This window comes from Amycolatopsis sp. NPDC028719 (assembly GCF_055565395.1).
The window spans coordinates 240,126-260,170 of sequence record NZ_JBVHUL010000006.1 but is presented as its reverse complement, the minus strand read 5'-3'; the positions used below and the strand labels follow the sequence as shown (position 1 = coordinate 260,170).

General features: G+C 72.5%; 26 protein-coding genes. 13 read left to right on the top strand and 13 right to left on the bottom strand.

All coding sequences use genetic code 11. The features are described from left to right. Positions 1 to 124: 124 nt before the first annotated feature. Positions 125 to 589: a MarR family winged helix-turn-helix transcriptional regulator gene (locus tag ACZ4TR_RS29115; protein ID WP_465290217.1), complete on the bottom strand. Its 465-nt coding sequence runs from the start codon at positions 587 to 589 to the stop codon at positions 125 to 127. A 66-nt stretch (positions 590 to 655) separates the two neighbouring features. On the opposite strand from ACZ4TR_RS29115, the gene ACZ4TR_RS29110 reads away from it, so the two are divergent. Genes ACZ4TR_RS29110 through ACZ4TR_RS29090 form a run of 5 tightly spaced genes read left to right on the top strand, consistent with a single transcriptional unit; the run spans position 656 to position 4,702 of the window. Then, positions 656 to 1,693: an LLM class flavin-dependent oxidoreductase gene (locus ACZ4TR_RS29110; protein ID WP_465290215.1), complete on the top strand. Its 1,038-nt coding sequence runs from the start codon at positions 656 to 658 to the stop codon at positions 1,691 to 1,693. Then, positions 1,686 to 2,723, top strand: a complete 1,038-nt coding sequence (locus tag ACZ4TR_RS29105; protein ID WP_364522148.1) for an LLM class flavin-dependent oxidoreductase — start codon at positions 1,686 to 1,688, stop codon at positions 2,721 to 2,723. Before ACZ4TR_RS29110 ends, ACZ4TR_RS29105 begins: the two co-directional genes overlap by 8 nt. Next, on the top strand, positions 2,720 to 3,352 hold the full coding sequence (locus ACZ4TR_RS29100; protein WP_465290213.1) for an NADPH-dependent F420 reductase: 633 nt from the start codon (positions 2,720 to 2,722) through the stop codon (positions 3,350 to 3,352). Before ACZ4TR_RS29105 ends, ACZ4TR_RS29100 begins: the two co-directional genes overlap by 4 nt. 44 nt (positions 3,353 to 3,396) lie before the next feature. Further along, a complete protein-coding gene (locus ACZ4TR_RS29095) occupies positions 3,397 to 3,960 on the top strand; it encodes a TetR/AcrR family transcriptional regulator (RefSeq protein ID WP_465290212.1) in 564 nt (187 codons plus the stop codon). Positions 3,961 to 3,970: 10 nt separating this feature from the next. After that, a complete protein-coding gene (locus ACZ4TR_RS29090; RefSeq protein ID WP_465290210.1) occupies positions 3,971 to 4,702 on the top strand; it encodes a cupin domain-containing protein in 732 nt (243 codons plus the stop codon). Here ACZ4TR_RS29090 and ACZ4TR_RS29085 read toward each other — a convergent pair. Further along, entirely contained in the window at positions 4,699 to 5,583 is an 885-nt protein-coding gene (locus ACZ4TR_RS29085; protein WP_465290208.1) for an SDR family oxidoreductase, read from the bottom strand. The two genes, ACZ4TR_RS29090 and ACZ4TR_RS29085, sit on opposite strands and share 4 nt — an antisense overlap. 123 nt (positions 5,584 to 5,706) lie before the next feature. On the opposite strand from ACZ4TR_RS29085, the gene ACZ4TR_RS29080 reads away from it, so the two are divergent. Both ACZ4TR_RS29080 and ACZ4TR_RS29075 read left to right on the top strand, forming a co-directional pair. Further along, positions 5,707 to 6,282: a TetR/AcrR family transcriptional regulator gene (locus ACZ4TR_RS29080; protein WP_465290206.1), complete on the top strand. Its 576-nt coding sequence runs from the start codon at positions 5,707 to 5,709 to the stop codon at positions 6,280 to 6,282. Beyond that, positions 6,279 to 7,046 carry an SDR family NAD(P)-dependent oxidoreductase gene (locus tag ACZ4TR_RS29075; RefSeq protein ID WP_465290204.1) on the top strand — a complete coding sequence of 256 codons (768 nt, stop codon included), beginning with the start codon at positions 6,279 to 6,281 and terminating at the stop codon, positions 7,044 to 7,046. The genes ACZ4TR_RS29080 and ACZ4TR_RS29075 overlap by 4 nt, the downstream gene beginning before the upstream one ends. Positions 7,047 to 7,061: 15 nt before the next feature. Here ACZ4TR_RS29075 and ACZ4TR_RS29070 read toward each other — a convergent pair whose 3' ends face one another. The 3 genes from ACZ4TR_RS29070 to ACZ4TR_RS29060 form a co-directional block, all read right to left on the bottom strand. Continuing rightward, complete coding sequence (locus ACZ4TR_RS29070; protein ID WP_465290202.1) at positions 7,062 to 8,396, bottom strand: alpha/beta fold hydrolase; 1,335 nt, start codon at positions 8,394 to 8,396, stop codon at positions 7,062 to 7,064. Between the two features lie 109 nt (positions 8,397 to 8,505). Beyond that, positions 8,506 to 8,973, bottom strand: coding sequence for a MarR family winged helix-turn-helix transcriptional regulator (locus ACZ4TR_RS29065; RefSeq protein WP_465290200.1), 468 nt, complete (start codon positions 8,971 to 8,973; stop codon positions 8,506 to 8,508). A 28-nt stretch (positions 8,974 to 9,001) separates the two neighbouring features. Continuing rightward, entirely contained in the window at positions 9,002 to 9,517 is a 516-nt protein-coding gene (locus tag ACZ4TR_RS29060) for a MarR family winged helix-turn-helix transcriptional regulator (RefSeq protein WP_465290198.1), read from the bottom strand. A gap of 47 nt (positions 9,518 to 9,564) precedes the next feature. On the opposite strand from ACZ4TR_RS29060, the gene ACZ4TR_RS29055 reads away from it, so the two are divergent. Together ACZ4TR_RS29055 and ACZ4TR_RS29050 are read left to right on the top strand one after the other, a co-directional pair. After that, entirely contained in the window at positions 9,565 to 9,990 is a 426-nt protein-coding gene (locus tag ACZ4TR_RS29055; RefSeq protein WP_465290196.1) for a DUF6069 family protein, read from the top strand. A 10-nt stretch (positions 9,991 to 10,000) separates the two neighbouring features. Continuing rightward, entirely contained in the window at positions 10,001 to 10,603 is a 603-nt protein-coding gene (locus ACZ4TR_RS29050) for a hypothetical protein (RefSeq protein WP_465290194.1), read from the top strand. A 25-nt stretch (positions 10,604 to 10,628) separates the two neighbouring features. Here ACZ4TR_RS29050 and ACZ4TR_RS29045 read toward each other — a convergent pair whose 3' ends face one another. Beyond that, on the bottom strand, positions 10,629 to 11,735 hold the full coding sequence (locus tag ACZ4TR_RS29045) for an FAD-dependent oxidoreductase (protein WP_465290192.1): 1,107 nt from the start codon (positions 11,733 to 11,735) through the stop codon (positions 10,629 to 10,631). A gap of 68 nt (positions 11,736 to 11,803) precedes the next feature. Here ACZ4TR_RS29045 and ACZ4TR_RS29040 point away from each other — a divergent pair, with 68 nt between their 5' ends. Beyond that, a complete protein-coding gene (locus ACZ4TR_RS29040) occupies positions 11,804 to 12,484 on the top strand; it encodes a TetR/AcrR family transcriptional regulator (RefSeq protein ID WP_465290190.1) in 681 nt (226 codons plus the stop codon). A gap of 30 nt (positions 12,485 to 12,514) precedes the next feature. Here ACZ4TR_RS29040 and ACZ4TR_RS29035 read toward each other — a convergent pair whose 3' ends face one another. Continuing rightward, the gene (locus tag ACZ4TR_RS29035) at positions 12,515 to 13,234 is read right to left on the bottom strand and encodes a TetR family transcriptional regulator (protein WP_364522114.1); all 720 of its coding nucleotides are present in this window, start codon (positions 13,232 to 13,234) and stop codon (positions 12,515 to 12,517) included. Positions 13,235 to 13,326: 92 nt separating this feature from the next. Between ACZ4TR_RS29035 and ACZ4TR_RS29030 the strand changes: the two genes are divergently transcribed. The 3 genes from ACZ4TR_RS29030 (at position 13,327) to ACZ4TR_RS29020 (ending at position 15,640) form a co-directional block, all read left to right on the top strand. Continuing rightward, positions 13,327 to 13,794 (top strand): glycogen operon protein GlgX, encoded by a 468-nt coding sequence (locus tag ACZ4TR_RS29030; protein WP_465290188.1) that lies wholly within the window; start codon positions 13,327 to 13,329, stop codon positions 13,792 to 13,794. A 58-nt stretch (positions 13,795 to 13,852) separates the two neighbouring features. After that, the gene (locus tag ACZ4TR_RS29025) at positions 13,853 to 14,803 is read left to right on the top strand and encodes a GNAT family N-acetyltransferase (RefSeq protein WP_465290186.1); all 951 of its coding nucleotides are present in this window, start codon (positions 13,853 to 13,855) and stop codon (positions 14,801 to 14,803) included. Positions 14,804 to 14,947: 144 nt separating this feature from the next. Then, positions 14,948 to 15,640: a signal peptidase II gene (locus ACZ4TR_RS29020; protein WP_364522108.1), complete on the top strand. Its 693-nt coding sequence runs from the start codon at positions 14,948 to 14,950 to the stop codon at positions 15,638 to 15,640. A 9-nt stretch (positions 15,641 to 15,649) separates the two neighbouring features. On the opposite strand, the gene ACZ4TR_RS29015 is transcribed toward ACZ4TR_RS29020, so the two are convergent. The 6 genes from ACZ4TR_RS29015 to ACZ4TR_RS28990 form a co-directional block, all read right to left on the bottom strand. Next, complete coding sequence (locus ACZ4TR_RS29015; RefSeq protein ID WP_465290183.1) at positions 15,650 to 16,618, bottom strand: anti-sigma factor RsbA family regulatory protein; 969 nt, start codon at positions 16,616 to 16,618, stop codon at positions 15,650 to 15,652. 167 nt (positions 16,619 to 16,785) lie between these two features. Next, positions 16,786 to 17,241 carry a mycothiol transferase gene (locus ACZ4TR_RS29010; RefSeq protein WP_465290181.1) on the bottom strand — a complete coding sequence of 152 codons (456 nt, stop codon included), beginning with the start codon at positions 17,239 to 17,241 and terminating at the stop codon, positions 16,786 to 16,788. A gap of 14 nt (positions 17,242 to 17,255) precedes the next feature. After that, a complete protein-coding gene (locus tag ACZ4TR_RS29005) occupies positions 17,256 to 17,759 on the bottom strand; it encodes a DinB family protein (protein WP_465290179.1) in 504 nt (167 codons plus the stop codon). 222 nt (positions 17,760 to 17,981) lie between these two features. Then, positions 17,982 to 18,650, bottom strand: a complete 669-nt coding sequence (locus ACZ4TR_RS29000; protein WP_465290177.1) for a hypothetical protein — start codon at positions 18,648 to 18,650, stop codon at positions 17,982 to 17,984. Positions 18,651 to 18,669: 19 nt separating this feature from the next. After that, positions 18,670 to 19,035: a hypothetical protein gene (locus tag ACZ4TR_RS28995; protein ID WP_284741636.1), complete on the bottom strand. Its 366-nt coding sequence runs from the start codon at positions 19,033 to 19,035 to the stop codon at positions 18,670 to 18,672. 34 nt (positions 19,036 to 19,069) lie between these two features. Continuing rightward, positions 19,070 to 19,438, bottom strand: coding sequence for a roadblock/LC7 domain-containing protein (locus ACZ4TR_RS28990; protein ID WP_086674354.1), 369 nt, complete (start codon positions 19,436 to 19,438; stop codon positions 19,070 to 19,072). Positions 19,439 to 20,045 lie beyond the last annotated feature (607 nt).

Sequence of the window (20,045 nt, the reverse complement as noted above, 5' to 3'; positions counted from 1 at the left end):
GGGAAGAATTAAGGGGTTGGCGACAGCGCATCACCGGCCACCCCTCTTCTCCTGCGCTGGGGGGGTGTGGGTGGGGGTGTGGGGATTCAACCACCCCCCCCCCCCCCCCCCCCCCCCCCGGGACTCAGCCGAGCTTGGCCCGCAGCGCCGCCGCGATCTCCCCCGCCGCGGCGACCTGCTCCGGGGTCAGCGCGTCCACGAACAGCTCGCGGACCGCCGTCAGATGGGGAACCGTCGCCCCCCGGAAGGCCGCGGCGCCCTCCGTCGTCAGCACCACCTCGGCTCCCCGGTTGTCCGTCCGGCACTCCTCGCGCCGGATCAGGCCGCGCTTCTCCATCCGGCCGAGGTGGTGCGAGAGGCGGCTGCGCTCCCAGCCGATGTCGTCGGCCAGCTGTGACGACCGCAGCCGCTGCCCCTGGGCCTCGCTGAGCGCGAGCAGCACCGCGTAGTCCCCCGGCGAGAGCCCGCACTCCGCCTGCAGCCGCGCGCCGAGCTCCGCGCGCACGGCTTCGGTCGTCTCGATGAAGCCGCGCCAGATGCGCAGCTCTTCCGCGGTCGGCAGCACGCGCCGCCGTGTCGTCCGGGTCACCCTGCCTCCTAGTTGACACGTCAATCATATCGGTGGATGATTGACGTGTCAATCAAAGGAGCCATCATGATCGAGCTGGGCCTGAACTCGTTCGGCGAAGTCGCCACGGACGACGGCCGCACGATGGGCGACGCGGAGACCGTCCGGCTGCTCGTCGAGGAAGCGCGGCTGGCCGAGTCGGCGGGGCTCGACCTCTTCAGCGTCGGCGAGCACTACCGCGAGGGGCACACCGACAGCGCGACGCCCGTGCTGCTGGCGGCGATCGCCACGGCGACCGAGCGCATCAAGCTCGGCACGTCCGTCACCGTGCTGAGCACGAACGACCCGGTTCGGCTCTACCAGGAGTTCTCCACGCTCGACGCCGTCTCGAACGGACGCGCCCAGCTGGTCCTGGGCCGGGCCTCGGCAACGGAGTCGTTCCCCCTGTTCGGCTACGACCTCGCCGACTACGAGCACCTCTTCGTGGAGAAGCTCGACCTCTTCGTGCGCCTGCAACGCGAGGAGAGCGTCACCTGGTCCGGGACGGTGCGAGCGCCGTTGGCCGAGGAAACGCTGCACCCGCGGATGCGCCCGGGCGGGATCCCCACCTGGATCGGCGTCGGCGGCAGCCCGGACTCCGTCGTGCGGGCGGCTCGCTACGGCCTGCCGCTCATGCTGGCCATCATCGGCGGGCGCCCGCAGCGCTTCGCCGGCCACGTGGAGCTCTACCACCGTGCGCTCGACCAATTCGGGCAGCCGGTGCGGCCGGTCGGCCAGCACTCGCTCGGCCTGATCGCCGACACCGACGAAGAAGCCGTCGAAACGTGGTGGCGGTACTGGCAGCCGGTCGTGACGCGGATGGCCGCCGAGCGCGGCTTCCACGAGCCGGACCGGCGGCGTTATCTGTCCGAAGTGGACACCGGGGCCCTGTTCGTGGGTTCTCCGGAGACCGTCGCCCGCAAGATCGCGACCGTGGCGCGGGACCTGCGCCTGAGCCGCTTCGACCTCAAATACGACATCATGCACCTGCCGCGCGCCGCGCGCGCCCGGACGATCGAGCTGCTCGGCCGCGAGGTCGCGCCGCGGGTGCGCGAGCTGCTCGCGAAGGAGCCGTCCCATGTCTGACCTGCAGTTCGGCCTCGACACGTTCGGCGACGTCCCGGAGGACGACGCCGGCCGGCCGCTGTCGCACGCCGCCGCCATCCGGCAGGTGGTCGACGAAGCCGTCCTCGCCGACGAAACCGGCGTCGACGTGATCGCCCTCGGCGAGCACCACCGTCCCGAGTACTCGATCTCCACCCCCGAGACCGTGCTGGCCGGCATCGCCACCCGCACGTCCCGCATCCGGCTGTCCTCCGGCGTCACGGTGCTGAGCTCGGACGATCCGGTCCGCGTGTTCCAGCGCTTCGCGACGGTCGACGCCCTCTCGGACGGGCGCGCCGAGGTGATCCTCGGCCGGGGCTCGTTCACCGAGTCGTTCCCGCTGTTCGGCTACGACCTGAGCGACTACGACGCGCTGTTCGAGGAGAAGCTCGACCTGTTCGTGCGGCTGCTCGACGAGAAACCGGTGACCTGGCGGGGAAAGCTCCGGCCGCCGCTGGAGGACGCCGACGTCTACCCCAAGACCGACTCCGGCCGGCTGACGACGTGGGTCGGCGTCGGCGGCTCGCCCCAGTCGGTGATCCGGACCGCCCACCACGGGCTGCCGCTCATGCTGGCGATCATCGGCGGGCACCCGGGCCGGTTCGCGCCCTACGTCGACCTGTACCGCAAGGCCGCCGCGCAGTTCGGCACCACCGCCCACCCGGTCGGCATGCACTCCCCCGGGTTCGTCGCCGACACCGACGAGCAGGCGCGTGAGGTGTTCTGGCCGCGCTACCGCGTGATCCGCGACCGGATCGGCGCGCTGCGGGGCTGGGCGCCGATCCGGCGCGAGGAGTACGACCACGAGATCGAGCACGGTTCCCTGTACATCGGCTCGCCCGAAACCGTCGCCCGCAAGATCGCCGGTGCGGTCACGGAGCTGGGCGTCGGCCGCTTCGACCTGATCTACAGCTCCGGATCGCAACCGGCGAGCGCCCGCCTGCGCGCCGTCGAACTCTATGGCACCAAGGTGATCCCGATGGTGCGTGACATCCTCTCGGAGGCGAAATGATCATCGGCATCCTCGGCGCGGGCAAGGTGGGCACCGTCCTGGCCCGGCTCGCGCTCGCCGCCGGGCACGACGTGCTCGTCGCCGGCTCGGGCGCGCCGGAGAAGATCGCGCTCACCGTCGACGTCCTCACGCCCGGCGCCGTCGCGACGACCGCGGAAGAGGCGGCGGCCAAGGCCGACATCGTGATTCTCGCGCTGCCCCTGGGCAAGTACCGCACCGTTCCGGCCGCGGCCCTGGCCGGCAAGCTCGTCATCGACGCGATGAACTACTGGTGGGAGGTCGACGGTATCCGCGACGACCTGCGCGTGGCGACCAGCGAGACCGTTCAGTCCTACTTGGACGGCTCCCGCGTCGTGAAGGCGTTCAACCACATGGGCTACCACGACCTGGAAGAAGAGGCCCGGCCCGCGGGAACACCGGGCCGCAAGGCCATCGCGATCGCCGGCGACGACCCGGCCGACGTGACACGCGTGGCGGAGCTGGTCGACGCGTTCGGCTTCGACCCGCTGCGCGCCGGTCCGCTGGCCGAGGGCGTCCGCCTGGAACCGGGCGCCGAAGCCTTCGGCGCGAACGTCAGCGCTGTCGAACTGCGCGCGATGCTCGATCGGTTCGATGTCCGGGCCGGTTAGGCCCCCTCTGGTTTCTGTACCTACTAGTATGTACAGTGCTCGGCGTGGACACCAGGAATCAGCTGATCGACAGCACCCGCGAGCTGTTGTGGGAACGCGGCTACGTGGGCACCAGTCCCAAGGCCATCCAGCAGCACGCCGGTGCCGGGCAAGGCAGCATGTACCACCACTTCTCCGGCAAGCGGGAGCTGGCGCTGGAAGCCGTGCGGCGCAGCGCGGACGAGCTGCTGGCGGCCGCCGAGGCGCAGCTGCGCAAGCCCGGAACCGCCGTCGAACGGATCACCGCGTACCTGCGTCGTGAGCGCGCAGTGCTCAAGGGCTGCCCGATCGGACGGCTCACGCAGGACCCCGAGATCGTCGCGGACCCGGAGCTGCGCGCGCCGGTCGACGAGACGCTGACGCGGCTGCGGGCCCGGCTGGCCGAAGTCCTCGACGAGGGCCGGGCCGCGGGCGAACTGCCGGCCGGCCTGGACAGCGCCGCGCTGGCCGCCACCGTCGTCGCCGTCCTGCAGGGCGGTTACGTGCTGGCTCGCGCCGCCGACTCGCCCGAACCGTTCGACCAGGCCGTTTCCGGTGTCCTGGCCCTGCTCGCCACCCACGTTCGCTGAGGAGCCCGCCGTGCACGTCCGTCCCGTTCCGCCTTCCACCGCCGCGCCCGCCGACGTGATCTCAGGCAGTGCGTGGATGACGTCGCTCGCCGTTCCCGAGGGCCCGTCCCGCACCCGCGTCGACCGCGTGCAGTTCGCTCCGGGCGCCCGCACGCGCTGGCACCGGCACCCGCTCGGCCAGGTCCTCGTCGTCACCGAGGGCACCGGGTACGTGCAGCGGCGCGGCGGCCCGGCCCAGCTGGTCCGGCCCGGCGACACGGTCCGCGTCGCCGCCGGCGAGTGGCACTGGCACGGCGCCACCGACACCAGCGCGATGACCCACCTCGCGATCGAGGAGATCCCCGCCGACGGCTCCGGGACGGAGATCGGCGACCCGGTCACCGGTGCCGATCCCGCGCCCGTCCCCGCCGAGCCCGTCACCCGGACCCTCGTGCTGGAGCAGCAGCTCCCGGCGCCGCGCGTGGTCGACCACGTCGAGATCCGCCGCATCACCATCGTCCCCGGCCGCGGCACCGGCCTGCACGTCCACAATGGACCGGTGTTCGGCAGCATCGAGGCCGGTTCGGCGATCTACCAGATCGAGGGCGAACCCGAGACGCTGCTCCGACCCGGCGACGTGTTCTACGAGCCCGAGGCGGCGCGGATCGCCCGCTTCGACGCCCAGGAGGACGGCGTCACGTTCATCGCCCACTTCCCCGCCGGACCGGGCGAAACCCCGCGCCTCGACCCGCTCGACAGCTAGGCCGGCGCGGCGAAGTAGTCGCCGTTCTCCAGGTCTTCCAGCAGGCCCGGGTGCGTCGGCTCCCACCCGAGCAGCCGCCGGGTATCCGCGCTCGAAACCGGCCCGTCGAAGCCGAACACCCGGGCCATGAACGGGCTCGGGAAGTGCGCAGCCGCCTCCTCCGGCGCCAGGGAAACCGTGGGCACGCCGAGCTTGCGGCCGATCGTCTCCGCGATGCTCTTGAACGGCACGTTCTCCGTCACCCCGTGCAGCACACTCCCGGCCGGAGCTTCTTCCAACGCCAGCCGGAACAGGACAGCCGCGTCGCGCCGGTGCACCGCGGGCCAGCGGTTGGCGCCGTCGGCGACGTAGGCCGAGACCCCGGTCCGGCGCGCCGTGGTGATGAGCATCGGGACGAACCCGTGGTCGCGCGGGCCGTGGACCGTCGGCGCGAGCCGGACCACGGTGCCGCCGAGGTCCAGGCACGCCCGTTCACCCGGGATGCGGAAGCCGGCGATGCCGTCGGCGTCGGGCTCGTCCCGCTCGGCGCTTTCCCGGCCGCCGGGCAGGACCAGCGTGCCCGAGGTGCTGACGAATCGCTTGCCCGCCGCCGCCCGGCCGAGCGCCTCGATCGCGGCCGTGTCGCGCCGGGTCAGGTCGTCCGGGTCGGCGAAGTCGCCGCCGAACGCCATGTGCAGGACGCCGTCGGCCGCCTCGGCGCCGCCGCGCAAGCTGCCGGGATCTTCCAGAGAGCCGCGCAGCGCACTGGCACCCGACGACTCCAGCCGAGCGGCGGCAGCATCCGACCGTGCGAGGCCGGTGACGGTGTGGCCGGCCGCGAGGAGCTCGGCGACGACGGTGGGACCGGTCTGGCCGGAACCGCCGGTGACGAAGACATGCATGCGAACACTCCCCTTAACGCCAGTGACTGGCACTACTTAGCGCCAGTCGCTGACTCTACGCGTAACGCCAGCGACTGACGCAACGTGACGCCAGTCACTGGCGGAATGCGGTAGCCTCGGCTCGTGCCACGAAGCGGAGCGGAAGCGCGCCGCCGCCTTCAGCAGGCGGCTCTCGAGCTTTACGGGGAACACGGATTCGACCGGACCACCACGGCGGAGATCGCCGCACGGGCGGGCCTCAACGAGCGCACGTACTTCCGGCACTTCCCGGACAAGCGCGAAGTGCTCTTCGACGGCGAAGCCGAACTGCGCGACACGATGACCCAGGTAGTGGCCGAAGCGCCCGGCGACCTGACGCCGTTCGAGATCCTGGTGCGCGCGTTCCGGAAAGCCGCGGGAATCCTCGAGGCGAATCGCCCGTTCTCCGAGCCCCGGCTGGCGATCATCGCCGCGACTCCGGCGCTGCGCGAACGCGAACTGGCCAAGCACGCGTCACTCACCGACGCCCTGGCGGAGGCGTTGCGCCGGCGTGGCGTCCCCGCCGGGCCGGCGAGCCTGGCCGCGCAGACCGGCTGGGCGACCTTCCACCACGCGGCCCAGGCCTGGATCGACGACCCATCGCAGAGCCTGGACGTCCATCTGTCGCAGGCTTTCGACGACCTGCGAGCCCTGTCCGCCACCCCGGGAGCCGAACGATGACCGAGCGGAAGGGCGTGCTGATCACCGGCGGCTCGCGCGGCATCGGCCGGGCCACCGCCGTGGCCTTCGCGGCGTGCGGCTACCGCGTGGCGGTCCACTACGCCACCCGGCGCGACGACGCGGAAACGACGCTGCGCGAACTGACGGGCTCCGGGCACACGGCCATCGCCGGCGACCTGGGCGATCCGGCCGCGGCACGCCGGGTCGCCGACGAGGCGGTCGGGACGCTCGGCCGCGTCGACGTCCTGGTCAACAACGCCGCCCGGGCCCCGACGGACCAGACCCGGCACGCCGTCGCCGAGGTCGGTTACGACCAGTGGGTGGCGGCGTGGCGGCGCACGGTCGACGTCAACCTCCTCGGCGCCGCGAACGTCACCTGGGCCGTCGCCCGGCACCTGATCGAGCAGGGCCGGCCGGGCAGCGTCGTCAACGTCGGCTCACGCGGCGCGTTCCGCGGCGAGCCCGAGCACCCGGCGTACGGCGCGAGCAAGGCGGCCCTGCACGCGTTCGGCCAGTCGATGGCGATCGCCTTGGCACCGCACGGGATTTCGGTGACGTCGGTGGCGCCGGGGTTCGTCGCGACCGAGCGCCAGGAGTCCAAGCTCGCCGGCCCGGGCGGCGAAGCGCTGCGGGACCAGAGCCCGTTCGGGCGGGTGGGCACGGCCGAAGACGTCGCCGCTGCGATCGTCCACCTCGCCTCCCCGGAGGCGGCGTGGAGCTCCGGCGCGATCCTCGACGTCAACGGGGCCTCGTACCTGCGCTGACCGGACGGTGCCGCGCTACCGGCGGGCGCCGGTCAGCGGCGGCGGGTCGAACCGCACGTAGCGGCCGGTGCCGCCGGCGGCTTCGTTGAGGCGCCACGGCTCCGCGACGTCACCCCACCGCCCGGTCTCGATCCGGGACTCCAGCGCGTGCAGCGCCGCGATGGTCTCGGACGGCCGGAAGGCGCAGTGCCCGGTCGCGCCGACGTAAGCCTGGCGCAGCAGCGCGCCGCCGCCCGCCCGGTGCACTTCCTTGCCGTACCAGTCTTCCTGCTCCACCGGGACGAGCTGGTCGGCCGTGGTGTGGATGTCGAGCGTCGGCACGCGCAGCCGCCCCGTCACCGTCGACGTGCGCGCGAGGGTGCGCACCGCCTGCGGGTCCGGCCGGATGTCGGCGTCGCGGGACAGCGTCGCGAGGTCGGCGCCCAGGTCGAGCCCAGCCGTCCGGTACAACGACCGGACCTGGCGGAAGTGGCTGCTGCCGGCCAGCAGCGCGCGGTAGTCGACGCCCGCGGTGAACGCGCTGTTGCCGCCCGCCGCCAGCTCGATCTGGTACCGGCCGGTGACGACGAACCCGAGCACGAACTGCGCGAGTTCCTGTTGCTGCTGGACTTCCTGGTCCGCGTAGTCGCTCGGCGGCGTCGGGCCGGTGAACCAGCCGGGCTCGTTCATCAGCGCCGCGGCGAGCGCGATGCGCGCCCGTCCTTCGGGCGTGCTCTGCGCGTCGGTGGCGATCTTCGTCAACGCGGCGGCCGACGCGCTCGCTTCGTCCGGGCTCGCGAACCGGACGAGCTTGATCTCCTGCGTGGGCGCGAGGAGGTGGGCGAGCGCGTATTCGCCGTCCAGCTGGTAGTTGTTCAGGTTCAGGCCGCCGGCGACGAGTCCGCAGGTGCTCAGCACGCCGTCGAGCCGGTGGCCGCCGGCTTCGGCTTCGCGGGCGCTGACCAGCCCGCCCATCGACGTGCCCCACGCGATGGTGCGGCGCGGGGGCCCGGTCAGCCGGCCGGCTGCCGCCAGCGCGCCGAACTGGTCGTCGACGGCGGAGGCGAGCGCCCACCACGACGGGCCGCTGTAGGACGAGCCGACCAGCGCGTACCCGCCGGCGAGCAACGCCTGGCGCGTTTCGTCGTCCGGCGCGTTCTGCGCGGCGAGCGGCCCGAAACCGTGGCTGTACAGGATGGTCGTGCCGTTCCAGGCGGCCGGGACGTCCGCCACCCAGGTGGCGCCGTCGGGCAGCTGACCGGTGTGGTGCCCGCTCGTCGCTCCGGCCGCGACCCCCGAGGAGAGGCCGCCGGTCACGAGAACGGTGCCGATGAGGGCCAGGACGCGGCGGTACCACCTGCGCGTGCTCATGCGAGCAGGGTGGCACGCCGACGCGACGATGTACAGGTTTCCTGTCTTTACTGATCCGGGCAGAAGTAGGCCGGCCCCCGAGTGGCACGTAACCGTTTTCGCCGGGACGTCAGTGCGACGGACGATCCGAAAGCGCCGCGTGGCAAGCGACGACGTATGCGCGGAACCTGGCCGTGTCCCGCGGGTTCAGCGCGGCGACCATCCGTTGTTCGAGCGCGACGACGTCGTCGCGGACGCGGTCGAGGATCTCCGCGCCGGCTTCGGTCAGGCTGATCACGCGCCGCCGCCGGTCCCGGGGATCACCGTCCCGCGCGATGCAGCCCCGCCGTTCGAGCGCGACCACCATGTCGGCCATCGCCTGGTCGGTGACGAACGAGTTGCGCGCGAGCTCGGCGGTGGTGAGCCCGGACCGCCGCTCCAGCACGGTGAGCGCGGTGTACTGCAACGGCGTGAGCGCGACCGGGCGCAGCACGTCGTCCAGCCGCGCCCGCACGGCGAGCTCCAGCTGCTTCACGAGGTACAGCAGGCCGGGCCCGGCGGCGCCGGCGGCGGGAACAGGCTGGGACACGGGGTCCATGGTGACCGACGCCCGGACGGGCCGCCGGTCAGGGTTCCGGCTCCTTGAGGACCTCGGTGGGCAGCCCGAGGTTCTCGACGATCCGGTCGACAGCACTCCCCAGTCCCACGAAGTCCTCGCCCAGCGGATCGATCACCAGGCGCCGGACGTTCGTGACGTGCGCGGGCGCCGCCACGGCCAGGTGCGCGCGGCCGGCGTCGGTGAGGGTCGCGGTCGTGAAGCGGCGCCCCTGGCCGGTGCAGACCTTCCGGGTCACCCAGCCGCGGTCCTCGAGCCGGGCCACCGCGTGCGAGATCCGCGGCAGCGATCCGTTGGCCATCTCCGCGATCTCGCTCATCCGCAGGCTTTCCCCCGGCACCACGGACAACCGGGCCAGGATCATGTACCCCAGCAAGGTCAGGTCGGCGTCCCGCAGCAGCTGGCTTTCCAGCGTTCCCGGCAGCGTGAGCAGGATCTTCGCCAGGTTGATCCACACGCGCCGCTCGTCTTCGCCGAGCCAGCGGACCGGCTCCTCTTCCTGTTCGCCCACGCTTGACTTTAACACGCAACCCAATCTACTTTTGGGTTTAACACGCAACCCAAGGAGCAGCGATGACCACCACCGCCACCCGGACGTCCGCCACGGCCCTCCGCCTGGGGGTCGCCGTCGTGGCGGCCGCCGCCGTGAACGCCGTCATCGCGCTCACGGCGTCCTCGCTCGACGACGGCGGGATCGGCATGGGCCTCAACGCCGCCTCCTACCTGCCGGCGACCGTGCTCGGGTTCCTCCTCGGCACCGCGGGCTGGCTCCTGATCGCCCGCCGGGCCCCGAAGGCGCTGCGCGTGGTCGTGCCCGCGGTTCTCGTCCTGACCTGGGTCCCGGACCTGCTGCTGCTGACCGCGGGCGCGACCGCCGCCAACGTCGCCGGGCTGATGCTGATGCACCTGGTGGTCACGACGGCGGTGGTCCTCGCGCTGCGCCCGACCCTGCGCGACCCGGCCGTGGCGACCGCGGCTCCGAGGCCCGTGGCCCGGTAACGTCCCGGGAATGGACTGGGAACCGACGAGACGGTCACTGCACGGCGTCGCGGAGCTGCTGCTCGCCGGTCCGCAGCACCGCGCGACCGGGCGCATCGACCTCCGGGTGGTGGCCGGTGGGTTCGCGACCGTCGCCGGTCCCGCGCTGCGCGTCGAAGGGGACGCGCTCCGGACGGACTCCGCCCGGCTGCCGCTGGCCGGGCGCACCTACGCCGAAGTGGCGGCGGAGGCCGGACTCGAGGCGGGCGAGCCGGCCGGCGTCTACTCCGGCGGTCCCGGTGTCCGGCCCGGCGAGACGATCACGTTCGCCGCGGACGCGCTGAAGTCGTTGCTGGCGGCCTTCTCCGACGGAGACCGGGCGCTGCGCGAGTTCGCCCCGGACGTCACGCCGGTGCTGTGGCCCGAGCACTTCGACGTCGCGATCACCCTCGACGAGGTCAACTACGGCGTCTCCCCCGGCGACGGCTACCTGGGCGAGCCCTACGCCTACGTCGGCCCGTTCGAGCCGCGGGAGGGCGAGTTCTGGAACGCACCGTTCGGGGCCGCCCGCCCCTTGCGCGATCTCGACGGAGAAATCACGGCGTTCTTCCACGCCGGCCGCGAACGGCTGTGAACCGATCAGGCCAGGGCCGCGCGGGTCACTGCTCCTGGAACATCGCAAGCAGGCCGCGCGGTGCGTCGTCGCCGAAGAGCAGCTCGTGGAGCTCGTTTCCGTCGGCGGCCGCCTCGGCGCCCCGGGCGAACATCGCCCGCTCGAACCCGGCCAATGCGGCCTCGACGTCGTCGTGCGCGGCGAGCGCCCGGCCGAGTTCGGCGCCGTCGAGCATGGCCAGGTTCGCGCCTTCGCCGTTCGGGGCCGCCAGGTGGGCGGCGTCGCCGACGAGCGTCACGCCCGGGACCCGGTCCCACCGGTGGCCGACCGGCAGGGTGTGGAGCGGGCGGAGCACCGGTGGGGTGTCGCCGTCGGTGATCAGCGCGGTGAGCTCCGGGGCCCAGCCCTCGAACTCCCGCGCGGTCCGCTCGATCGCGGCGGCCGCGTCGGTGAAGTCGCCGAACCACTCCACCGGCTCGGTCAGCGCGACGTAGGTGTGCAGGGTGCCGCCCTTTTCGCGGTGGGCCTGGATCCCCTTGCCCGGGGCGAGCGCCAGCAGGGCCCCGCCGCCGACCGCCTTCGCGGCGGCCGGGTGCCGGGTGTCGCCGTCGTAGAGGAAGGTCTCGACGTACGAGCGGCCGATGTACTCGGGGACGGCCGCGGAGAGCAGTGGCCGGACCTTCGACCACGCGCCGTCCGCCCCGACCAGCAGGCTGGTGGTGACGGTGGCGCCGCCGGCGAAGGTCACCTCGTGGCGGCCGGCGCCCAGCGCGCGGACCGCCGTGACCTTGTGTCCCCAGTGGACGGTGCCTTCCGGGAGCGAGTCGAGCAGCAGCTGCCGCAGCTCGCCGCGGGGCACTTCGGGCCGGCCTCCGGTGCCGTCGTCGGGCTCGTCGTACAGGACCGAGCCGTCGCGGTCGAGGATCCGGGTGGCCTGGTGCCCCTCCAGGACGAGCGCCCGGAACCCGTCCGTCAGGCCGGCCGCCTCGAGGGCGACCTGGCCGGTGCGGGTGTGGATGTCGAGCAGGCCGCCCTGCGTGCGGGCAGCCGGGGACGCTTCGGCCTCGTACACCGTGACCGGGACGCCGTGAACGTGCAGGACGCGAGCGAGGACGAGGCCGCCGAGGCCGGCGCCGATGATCGTGACGTTCATGATGACTCCTTCAGGGCTGGAATGTCATTCCATAATGGAACAGCGTTCCAGACATGTCAAGATGAGGCATGCCACCCCGCGCCCACCGCCGTACCGAAGCCCTCAGCCGCGAACGCATCGTCGAGGCGGCGGTCGAGCTGCTGGACGCCCGCGGCGAGAGCGGGCTGACGTTCCGGACGCTGACCGAACGCCTCGCCACCGGAGCGGGGGCGATCTACTGGCACGTCGCGAACAAAGGCGAACTGCTCGACGCCGCCACCGACGGCGTCTTGGCCACCGCCCTGAAGGCCGGCTCGCCCGGTTCCCCGCGCGACGAGGTCCGCGCGGTCGCGCTCGGGCTGTTCGACGCGATCGACCGGCACCCCTGGCTCGCCACGCAACTGGCGCTGCAGCTTTCGCGCGGGTCGGTGACCCCGCGGATCTTCGAAGCCGTCGGCCGCCCGGTCCACGCACTGGGCGTACCGGAGGGCCACCGCTTCACGACGACGTCGGCCCTCGTCAGCTACATCCTCGGCGCGGCCGGGCAGAACGCGGCGAACGCCCGGCTCCCGGTGGTCCCCGCGAACCGCACCGAGTTCCTCGACACGGTCGCGAGCGCCTGGGAGCAACTGGACCCGGAGGAGTACCCGTTCACCCGGTCGGTGGCGGCCGAGCTGCGGGGGCACGACGACCGCGAGCAGTTCCTCGCCGGGGTGGACCTCATCCTCGCCGGCATCACGGCCATCCACCGGCCCGGCGAATCGGAGTGAAACTCGGGTGGCACTCAGTGCCAGCAGCGGTCAGCCGCGCAGGACTTCGCCGACCCGGGCGACGACCTCGTGCAGCGGTGTCGCCGTGGTCAGCACCGCCACCACCGTGGCCTCGTCGCCGGCCGGAGTCCGGAACGCGTCGATGACCAGCGCGAACGCCTCGGCCGCGGTGGCCTTGATGTCCCCGGTGCCGCCGGCGCGCAGCCAGCGCCGGAGGACGTGGTTGTTGGCGGCCGCGATCGCCGCGGCGGCGACGGCCGCGCGCAGGCTCGCGGTCTCGTCGCCCTGCTCCTCGTAGCGCGCCTGCAGGTAGCGCGCGAGCACCCGCTGGTAGCGGTCGACGGTCGCGACCTCCTTGTCCCGCAACGAAGGGACCGTGCGGGTGAGGGCGAAGCGCTTGAGCGACACGTCGAGGTCGGCGGCGTAGGAGTCGAGCACCAGGCCGACCGCGGCGCACGCCACTTCGACCGGGTCGCGGCCCGGGCCGGCGGCGGCGAACTCCTCCTCCATCTCCGCCACGATCTCGTCGTGGTTCGCGAAGAGCACGTCGTCCTTGGCGTCGAAGTACCGGAAGAACGTGCGGCGCCCGACGCCGGCGGCGGCCGCGATGTCGTCCACCGTGGTGGCCTCGTAGCCGTTGGCCGCGAACAGGTCCACGGCCGCCGAAGCGAGCGCGCGACGCAGCTGCCGGCGGCCCGCGGGGGTCGCCCCGACCCGGGTGGCCGGGGCGCGGCGCGGCGATTCGGTCATGGCCGGACGGTAGCAGCCGCACTTGCTAGCGGCACTGAGTGCCGTTAAGCTGACGGTCGCTGTCCCACCCACCTCGTGGAAAGGCGTCGACGATGTCGCTCGACCAGCAGGTGCCGACGAGCACCGCCGCGCCCCGCGACCCGGCGGGCGACCGGGTCGACGCCTACTACGGCCGCCTGTTCGGCTGGCCGGTGAGGTGGCGTGGCGTCCACCCGTTCCTGGCACTGGAGAACGGGATCTGCGCGGTGACGCTGCCCAAGCTCAGCGCCGGCCCGGTCCTGGCCCGCTTGGCGGCGACCGGCTGCCAGGGCCCGGCCATGCACCTCCCCACCCAGCAGGGCCCCCGGGTGGCCCTCCTCGCGGAGACCGACGGCCTGATCCCACCGCGCTCGTCGCTGCCTCCCACCGTCGAAGTCCTCGCGTGGGGCACGCTGCTGCCCCTGCCGGTCGGCGCGCACCGGGTGGACGTGGCGACGGAGTGGCTCTCGGCTCCCGATCCGCACCAGCGGTGGCTGCCCAGCCTGGGCGCGGTCCTCGCGGGCATCCCCGAACGCCGGTAGCCCGGAACCGCCGAAAACGGTTCGACGGCTTCGCGGGGTCCTGCCACAGTGGCGGACCATGGGGAACGTCGAGCTGCTGACCGCCGAGGACGTCGAGCTCATGCAGGGTCTGGCGCAGCGCATCACCGCCACCCGGCTCGACCTGGTGAACGGCGACGCGTCGTACGGCGAGCTGGCCTGGAACTGGGGCCGCGGGCACGCCGAGCACAACGCGAGCTGGCCGCGCCGGCTGTGGTTTTCCGGCGGCGAACTGGTGGCGTGGGGCTGGGCCCAGCTCCCGCGCCGGGTGCGGCTCACCGACGGGTCGGTGAAGGACGTCACGGGCGCGTCCTTGGTGCACCAGGTCCACCCGGAGCACGCGGGCCTGATCGACGACGTGATCACCTGGTTCGACGCGACAGCGGGGGACGTCGAGCGCTCGGTGCTGCCGGGTGCGGCCGACGAGTTCGCGCTCGAGCGCTGGGCGGCGCACGGCTACGAGACCGACCCGGGTGCCCTCGGCGACCGGGGGTCGTGGACCCAGCTCAACGAACGCGACCTCGACGAGATCGAAGAACCGGTGCTGCCGAAGGGATTCCGCTTCCGCACCGCCGACGAAGCCGGGCCCGGGGCCGCGGTCCAGGCGCACGTGGCCGCGTGGGCTCCCACGGCATACACGGTCGCCGGCTACGAGGGAGTCCGGCGGACCCCGGCCTACCGCGGCGACCTGCACGTGCTGGTGGAGGCACCGGACGGGACGATGGCGGCCTCGGCGATCCTGTGGCTCGACGAAGTGAACAAGACCGTCGAGTTCGAGCCCGTCGGGACGCACCCGGAGCACCGGCGCCGCGGGCTGGGCCGGGCGCTGATGCTGCACGGGATGCACCGGGCCCGCGCGGCGGGTGCACGGCACGCGACGGTCGCCTGCCTCGGCGCGCCGGGCCACCCCCGGGCCCGCGGGCTGTACTTCGGCGTCGGCTTCCGGGAGCTTTCCCGGGACACGCCGTTGATCAAGACCGCCGGCCGCTGAGTCCACAGTGGACATACGCGCTTCCGCGGGCGGCGTTTGACGGCTTCGCCGGTGGGGTATTCCCCAACCCCGCGATTCCACGCAGCCCCCGCCGCCCGGTCGAGCCATGGGCCGTGGTCGCCCGGCCTGGGCTGTGAGGAAGCGATGACTCGTGAAGGCACCGCCGGGACGACCCGGCTCGAAGCGACGAACATCGGTGCGACGGTCTCCCGGCCGCCGTGGACGGCGTTCGCCATGGTCCTGGTCATCGTCGCGGACCAGGTGACCAAAGCGTGGGCCTGGCGCGAAGTACCCCGGGCGCACATCAACTTCGGCGGGAACCCGCTGGTCGGGCCGGTCGTCGGCGCCTGGTACGCCGGTCCGGTGACGGGGGCGGTGCTCGACCTCGCCGGGAGCGCGACGCTGACGGCCGCCGTGCTGCTCCTCCTGCGCCGTGGGCACCCGGTGCTCCTGCGGGCTCCGGCCGCGCTCGCGATCGGCGGCTGGACCAGCAACCTGCTCGACCGCCTCGGGCTGCACCACCTCACCGCACCGGGCAGCGTCCGCGGCGCCATCGACTTCGTCCCGGTCGGCCGGTACACCTTCAACGTCGCGGACTTCTTCATCATCGGGGCGACCTTGGTGTTCGCCCTCGCCCAGGGCCACCGGTGGGCCACGGCGAAGCTGTCCCACACCGGCGCCGACATCCCCCGCACCCCGCTGCGGCTCCGGACCCCGGCGCGCATCCTGACCGCCACCGGAGCCGTCGCGCTCGTCGCCGCCGTGACGCTCGGGGCCACCCACTACGGCGGGGCGACGCATCCCCCGCGCGCCCACCGGACCTCCGCGACCCGGTGAGACCGAGGTTCAGTCGGTCGCGCGGCGGAGCCAGGCGTTTCCCGCGGTGAGGCGGGCGGTGAAGCCCGTCTCGTCGCGGTGGAGGGTGACCTCGCTGCAGATCTGGTGCGCGATCCACAGCCCGCGGCCGCCGATCCGGCGGGCGGCCGGGAGCAGGCCGGCGTACGGGTCGCCGGGTCCTTCGCCGGTGTCGTGCACGGTCACGACCACGTGGTCGGCGTCCGCCCAGATCTTCAGCTCGACCGGGGGCCGGCCGTGGCGCAACGCGTTGTCGACGAGCTCGCTGACCGCCAGCACGAGGTCGTCGATCTCGGCGGCGGCCAGGTCGGTCTTGATGACGTCGAGTACCGCCCGCCGGGCCGCCGACGGCTGCGGGTCGGTGAGCTGGGCCAGCGGCGCGGTGTGCTGGATCGGGTGGGGCGTCATCGGCCGCGGGCCGGCCAGGAAGGCCGTCGGTTCGACGAAGGCGGTGTTGCCGCGGCGCCCGCCGCCGGGCGTGGCGACGAAGCGGTGCGTGCGGGCGACGTCGTCGAGCACGTGCCGCGGGGTGGTCCGCGTGTCGTAGGCGCAGATGGTGCGCAGCGGGAACTCGTCGTAGGCGTGGTCGACCGCGGCCTCGTACCGGGCCCACCAGTCCCACGACGTGTCGATCGCGAAGCGCGGGAGCTCGCCGACGATGCGGATGCCGGCGGCCCCGTCCGCGACGAACCCGGCCATCAGCTCGCGGTAGGACCTGATGGCGGCGGCGGGCCGGGCGTAGACATCGCCGAACGGCAGGTACTGCACCTTCGCCGACGGGGAAAGGTTCCGGCGCACCAGTTCGGCCCGCTCGGGCCCCAGGGACACCACGGTCGGCTCGCCCGCGGCCAGGCCGGCTTCGAGGAACGGGACGGTGACGGCGAGCAGTTCGGCGTCGGAGCCGTAGCTGACGGCGGCGTGGTCGTGGCCCCGGCGGGCGGTGTCCGGCCCGGCGGTCACGACCCGCGCTCCCCGGCCGGCCGCCGGCACCCGTGACCGCGAACCGGCGGAGAAGGCTCGTTGTCGCGCCGTGTCGGCATCTGCACGGTCCGAGAATACGCCGCCACCCGGCGACCGGGTGCACCGCGACGAGACGACCGTCACGGCGGGCCCGTTTCCCGGCTCACCTAGAGCAGGACGTCGCGAGTCAGTTCGAGGTGACCGTGGTGCTGCGCCAGCTCTTCGTACACGTGCTGCAGCGCACCCCCTTGCGAGCGGCCCGCCGGGGTCTCCGCGTAGCCGGCGGGCGCCGGCGCCCGCAGCGGTGCGGCGGACTCGGCCGCCGACAGGTCGGCACGCAGCTGTTCCTTGGCGGCGGCGACCCGCTCGATCAACGGGGTCACCGGGCCCGACGCGGTGAACTCCGCGTCCCGGTCGCGCTCCACCGCACGGCCGGCGACCAGCGACCCGGCCCAGAACTCGAGCACGCCGAGGCAGTGCGTGACGATCACGTAGGGCGTGTTCGCGCCGGGCAGCGGCGGGCGCCGGTTGGCCCGCTCGTCGCCCAGCTCCGCGAGGATCGCCGCCATCCCGTCCAGCGCCCGGCCGGCGAACCACAGGTAGTCGTCGTCACTGATCTTCATCCGCACTCCCCTGGTCACCCCTCGAAGCCGGTGGCGCCGTCGATCTGCTCGCGGAGGATATCCGCGTGCCCGGCGTGCCGCGCGGTCTCCTCGATCAGGTGCACGTAGATCCACCGCAGCGAAACCCGGCCGAGCCGGGGCATCGGCACGGTGCCGTCGAGCGCGAACCGCGCGGCCACCCGCCGGGATTCCGCACAGGCGAGTTCGTAGTCCTCGACGAGGGTCTCGACGTCGGTCACGTCGTCGACGCTCCAGCCGTCGTCGGCCACGTCCGCCGGCCGCCCGTCCAGGACGCCGGCGAACCACTCCCGCTCGACCGACGCCAGGTGCCGCACGAGCCCGGCGAGCGTCGTGGCCGACGGCACCAGCCGGCGCCGCGCCGCCTCCGCCGACAGGCCCGACACCTTCCGGACGACGATGCCCCGGTACAGGTCCAGAAACGTTTCCAGCACCTCGCGTTCGCCGCCGGCGGCGACCAGCTCGTCCGGAGCGAGCGGTGGATCGGGAGACGTCGTCACGACGAGCACCTTACGTGCCTGGCTGGGGATCGGCTTGAGAAACGCCCGCCTGGTCGCCACCCCGGCACAACGGCTGCGCTCGCTGCTGCCCAGAGGCGCCGATGAAACCATCGTAAAACGATTGCGTCCAGGCGTTCGAACAACAGTTACCGCCGCTTCGAAGGAGGTGCCAGCATTATTTGCCCGCACGCCCGGAACGCGCGCGGCGGCGGACCCGGCCGGTCAGGACGAGATTTCCATCTCCAGTCCCATGATCCGGACGGTGCGCCGGCGGCGGAGCCAGCCGCGGGCGGGCGCGCCGTCCGGGAGCTCGTCGAGGATCGCCTTGCGCTGCGCCGACGTCGTCGAGCGCCAGCGCATCGCGAGCACCGGGCGGACCGGTGCGATGAAGGGGCGCACCCGCTCGTGCGCCCCGGCCAGCCGGATTTCGTAGTCGCGGTCCGGCCGGTACGCGAGGTCCAGGTCGATCAGCGGCTCGGCGCCGCCCGCACGGTGGTGGCAGCGCGACAGGACGCGGGCCAGCTCGTCCAGCGCGACCTGCAGGGTGCAGGGCATCTGGTCCTGCCAGCGGCCGAGGCGCGGGGCGTTCACCGCCGCCGCCATGACGTCGGCCGCGAGCACGACGAGCGCCCGGACCGGCGTCCCGGCGAGCTCGACGCGGATCCGCCTGCCGTCCGCGTCGACGGAGAAGCGGAGCACCCGGTCGGCCACGACGGCGCCCGACCGCAGCCGCACCCACTCCTCGACGGCGTCGGGCGAAGGGCAGGACGACACGAAGGTGAACGCCAGCTCGTCGCCGGCGAGGTTCATCGCGACCGGGAACAACGAACCGAGGTCGTGCATCAACGCCGTGCCGATGACGAGTGCGGCGCGGGAGCCGCCTCCGGTCATCCCCCTCTCCTCCCCCGAGCTACACCTGCAGGTCGGATTCGATGCGCTTGAGGTAGTGGCGGGCCAGCGCGAGGTTCGCCCGCTCCCGGTCCAGCACCAGGTACAGGAACAGCGAGTTCCGCGAGGTGTTGATCAAGCGGATCAGGTGGTACTGGCGGTGCAACGTGATCAGGATGTCCTCGATGGTGTCGTTGAGCGCGAGCGAGGACATCACCCGCAGCTTCGCCCGCACGACCTCGGTGTTGCCGGCGGCGGCGACCTCCAGATCGAGCCACTCACCACCACCGCTGGTGCCGAGCGACATCCCGCTTTCGTAGTCGACCAGCGCGACCCCGACGGCGCCGGCGATGGACATGGCTTCCTTGAGTGCGGTATCGATGTTCATCATCATCCTGCAACCTTTCCGTTGAACTGCCTTGCTACGCGGCCAGGATCGTCCCGATCCGCTCGATGACGGGCCGGGACTCGAAGAGGAGGCGCCCGACGTTCAGGCCCTTGTCCCCCAGGACGACCATCAACGCCAGCCGGCCCACGGCGTAGACGGCCATGTAGCCATCGCTCCCGAAGACGACGGTCTGGCTGAGCGTGCCTTTGCCGGTCATTTCCGCGGCCTGGCGAGCGATCCCGAGATCAGCCGCGGCGAGCGCGGAGATCTTCGCCGGATCGATGTAGTCGTCCGCGTCGGCGATGATCGGTATCCCATCGACCGCGGCGAGCACGGTCCCGGTCACCCCCGCCACGCTGTCCCGCAGATTTCGCAGCTCGGCGGCCAGTGCGTCGAAGTCCAATTCTCTCTTTCCTTCATAAACCGGCAGCCGAAGAGCTGATCATCCGTTCGGGTTGCCCTGCCGCGGGGACCCTACCGCCATCATCACTTCCCGCCTATCCGTGGCGCTTACTCCCTCGATGCCTTTACACGATCGAGTGAAGCGGAGTGGTTGATGTAACCGAAATTAATTCACCGACGAGGCTTCCGTCCATTGATCACGCCACGTCCGGCGTTGTTGTTCCGGATTTTCTGCGGCATGCATTGAAATGCGCTTATGCGATCTTCGTGGCCGATCACGGTTGTATCTCTGGGTAATCAGCAGTTCACTTTCGCCCGTTTGCCGATGCCGTCACGTCGCTTGGTGACCGGGGTCCGACTCCGCGTGCAGGCGGTCGCCTTTTGGGGCCGGTGGCGCCTGAAGGGTGGTCGGGGTCGCGGGCCGGAGGCGGGCGAGCTGGCGCGGTTGGGTCGGAGTGCTCGCTGTCCGGCTTTGACAGCTCGGGCCTAGGTGATCGTGGCCCCCGCCTGCGGGGCTGGCGAGCCGGTACAGCTTGATCGGAGAGCCGGACGTCCGGCTTCGGCAGCTCCGACCTCGGTAATCGTGGGAGCCACAGTCTGCGAACGGA

Excerpts from the sequence above, each read along its gene's own strand:
- ACZ4TR_RS29110 (WP_465290215.1), top strand. The coding sequence starts at position 656 with ATGATCGAGCTGGGCCTGAACTCGTTCGGCGAAGTCGCCACGGACGAC.
- ACZ4TR_RS29105 (WP_364522148.1), top strand. The coding sequence starts at position 1,686 with ATGTCTGACCTGCAGTTCGGCCTCGACACGTTCGGCGACGTCCCGGAG.
- ACZ4TR_RS29100 (WP_465290213.1), top strand. The coding sequence starts at position 2,720 with ATGATCATCGGCATCCTCGGCGCGGGCAAGGTGGGCACCGTCCTGGCC.
- ACZ4TR_RS29085 (WP_465290208.1), bottom strand. The coding sequence starts at position 5,583 with ATGCATGTCTTCGTCACCGGCGGTTCCGGCCAGACCGGTCCCACCGTC.
- ACZ4TR_RS29075 (WP_465290204.1), top strand. The coding sequence starts at position 6,279 with ATGACCGAGCGGAAGGGCGTGCTGATCACCGGCGGCTCGCGCGGCATC.
- ACZ4TR_RS29070 (WP_465290202.1), bottom strand. The coding sequence starts at position 8,396 with ATGAGCACGCGCAGGTGGTACCGCCGCGTCCTGGCCCTCATCGGCACC.
- ACZ4TR_RS29065 (WP_465290200.1), bottom strand. The coding sequence starts at position 8,973 with ATGGACCCCGTGTCCCAGCCTGTTCCCGCCGCCGGCGCCGCCGGGCCC.
- ACZ4TR_RS29055 (WP_465290196.1), top strand. The coding sequence starts at position 9,565 with ATGACCACCACCGCCACCCGGACGTCCGCCACGGCCCTCCGCCTGGGG.
- ACZ4TR_RS29050 (WP_465290194.1), top strand. The coding sequence starts at position 10,001 with ATGGACTGGGAACCGACGAGACGGTCACTGCACGGCGTCGCGGAGCTG.
- ACZ4TR_RS29045 (WP_465290192.1), bottom strand. The coding sequence starts at position 11,735 with ATGAACGTCACGATCATCGGCGCCGGCCTCGGCGGCCTCGTCCTCGCT.
- ACZ4TR_RS29040 (WP_465290190.1), top strand. The coding sequence starts at position 11,804 with ATGCCACCCCGCGCCCACCGCCGTACCGAAGCCCTCAGCCGCGAACGC.
- ACZ4TR_RS29035 (WP_364522114.1), bottom strand. The coding sequence starts at position 13,234 with ATGACCGAATCGCCGCGCCGCGCCCCGGCCACCCGGGTCGGGGCGACC.
- ACZ4TR_RS29030 (WP_465290188.1), top strand. The coding sequence starts at position 13,327 with ATGTCGCTCGACCAGCAGGTGCCGACGAGCACCGCCGCGCCCCGCGAC.
- ACZ4TR_RS29025 (WP_465290186.1), top strand. The coding sequence starts at position 13,853 with ATGGGGAACGTCGAGCTGCTGACCGCCGAGGACGTCGAGCTCATGCAG.
- ACZ4TR_RS29020 (WP_364522108.1), top strand. The coding sequence starts at position 14,948 with ATGACTCGTGAAGGCACCGCCGGGACGACCCGGCTCGAAGCGACGAAC.
- ACZ4TR_RS29010 (WP_465290181.1), bottom strand. The coding sequence starts at position 17,241 with ATGAAGATCAGTGACGACGACTACCTGTGGTTCGCCGGCCGGGCGCTG.
- ACZ4TR_RS29000 (WP_465290177.1), bottom strand. The coding sequence starts at position 18,650 with ATGACCGGAGGCGGCTCCCGCGCCGCACTCGTCATCGGCACGGCGTTG.
- ACZ4TR_RS28995 (WP_284741636.1), bottom strand. The coding sequence starts at position 19,035 with ATGAACATCGATACCGCACTCAAGGAAGCCATGTCCATCGCCGGCGCC.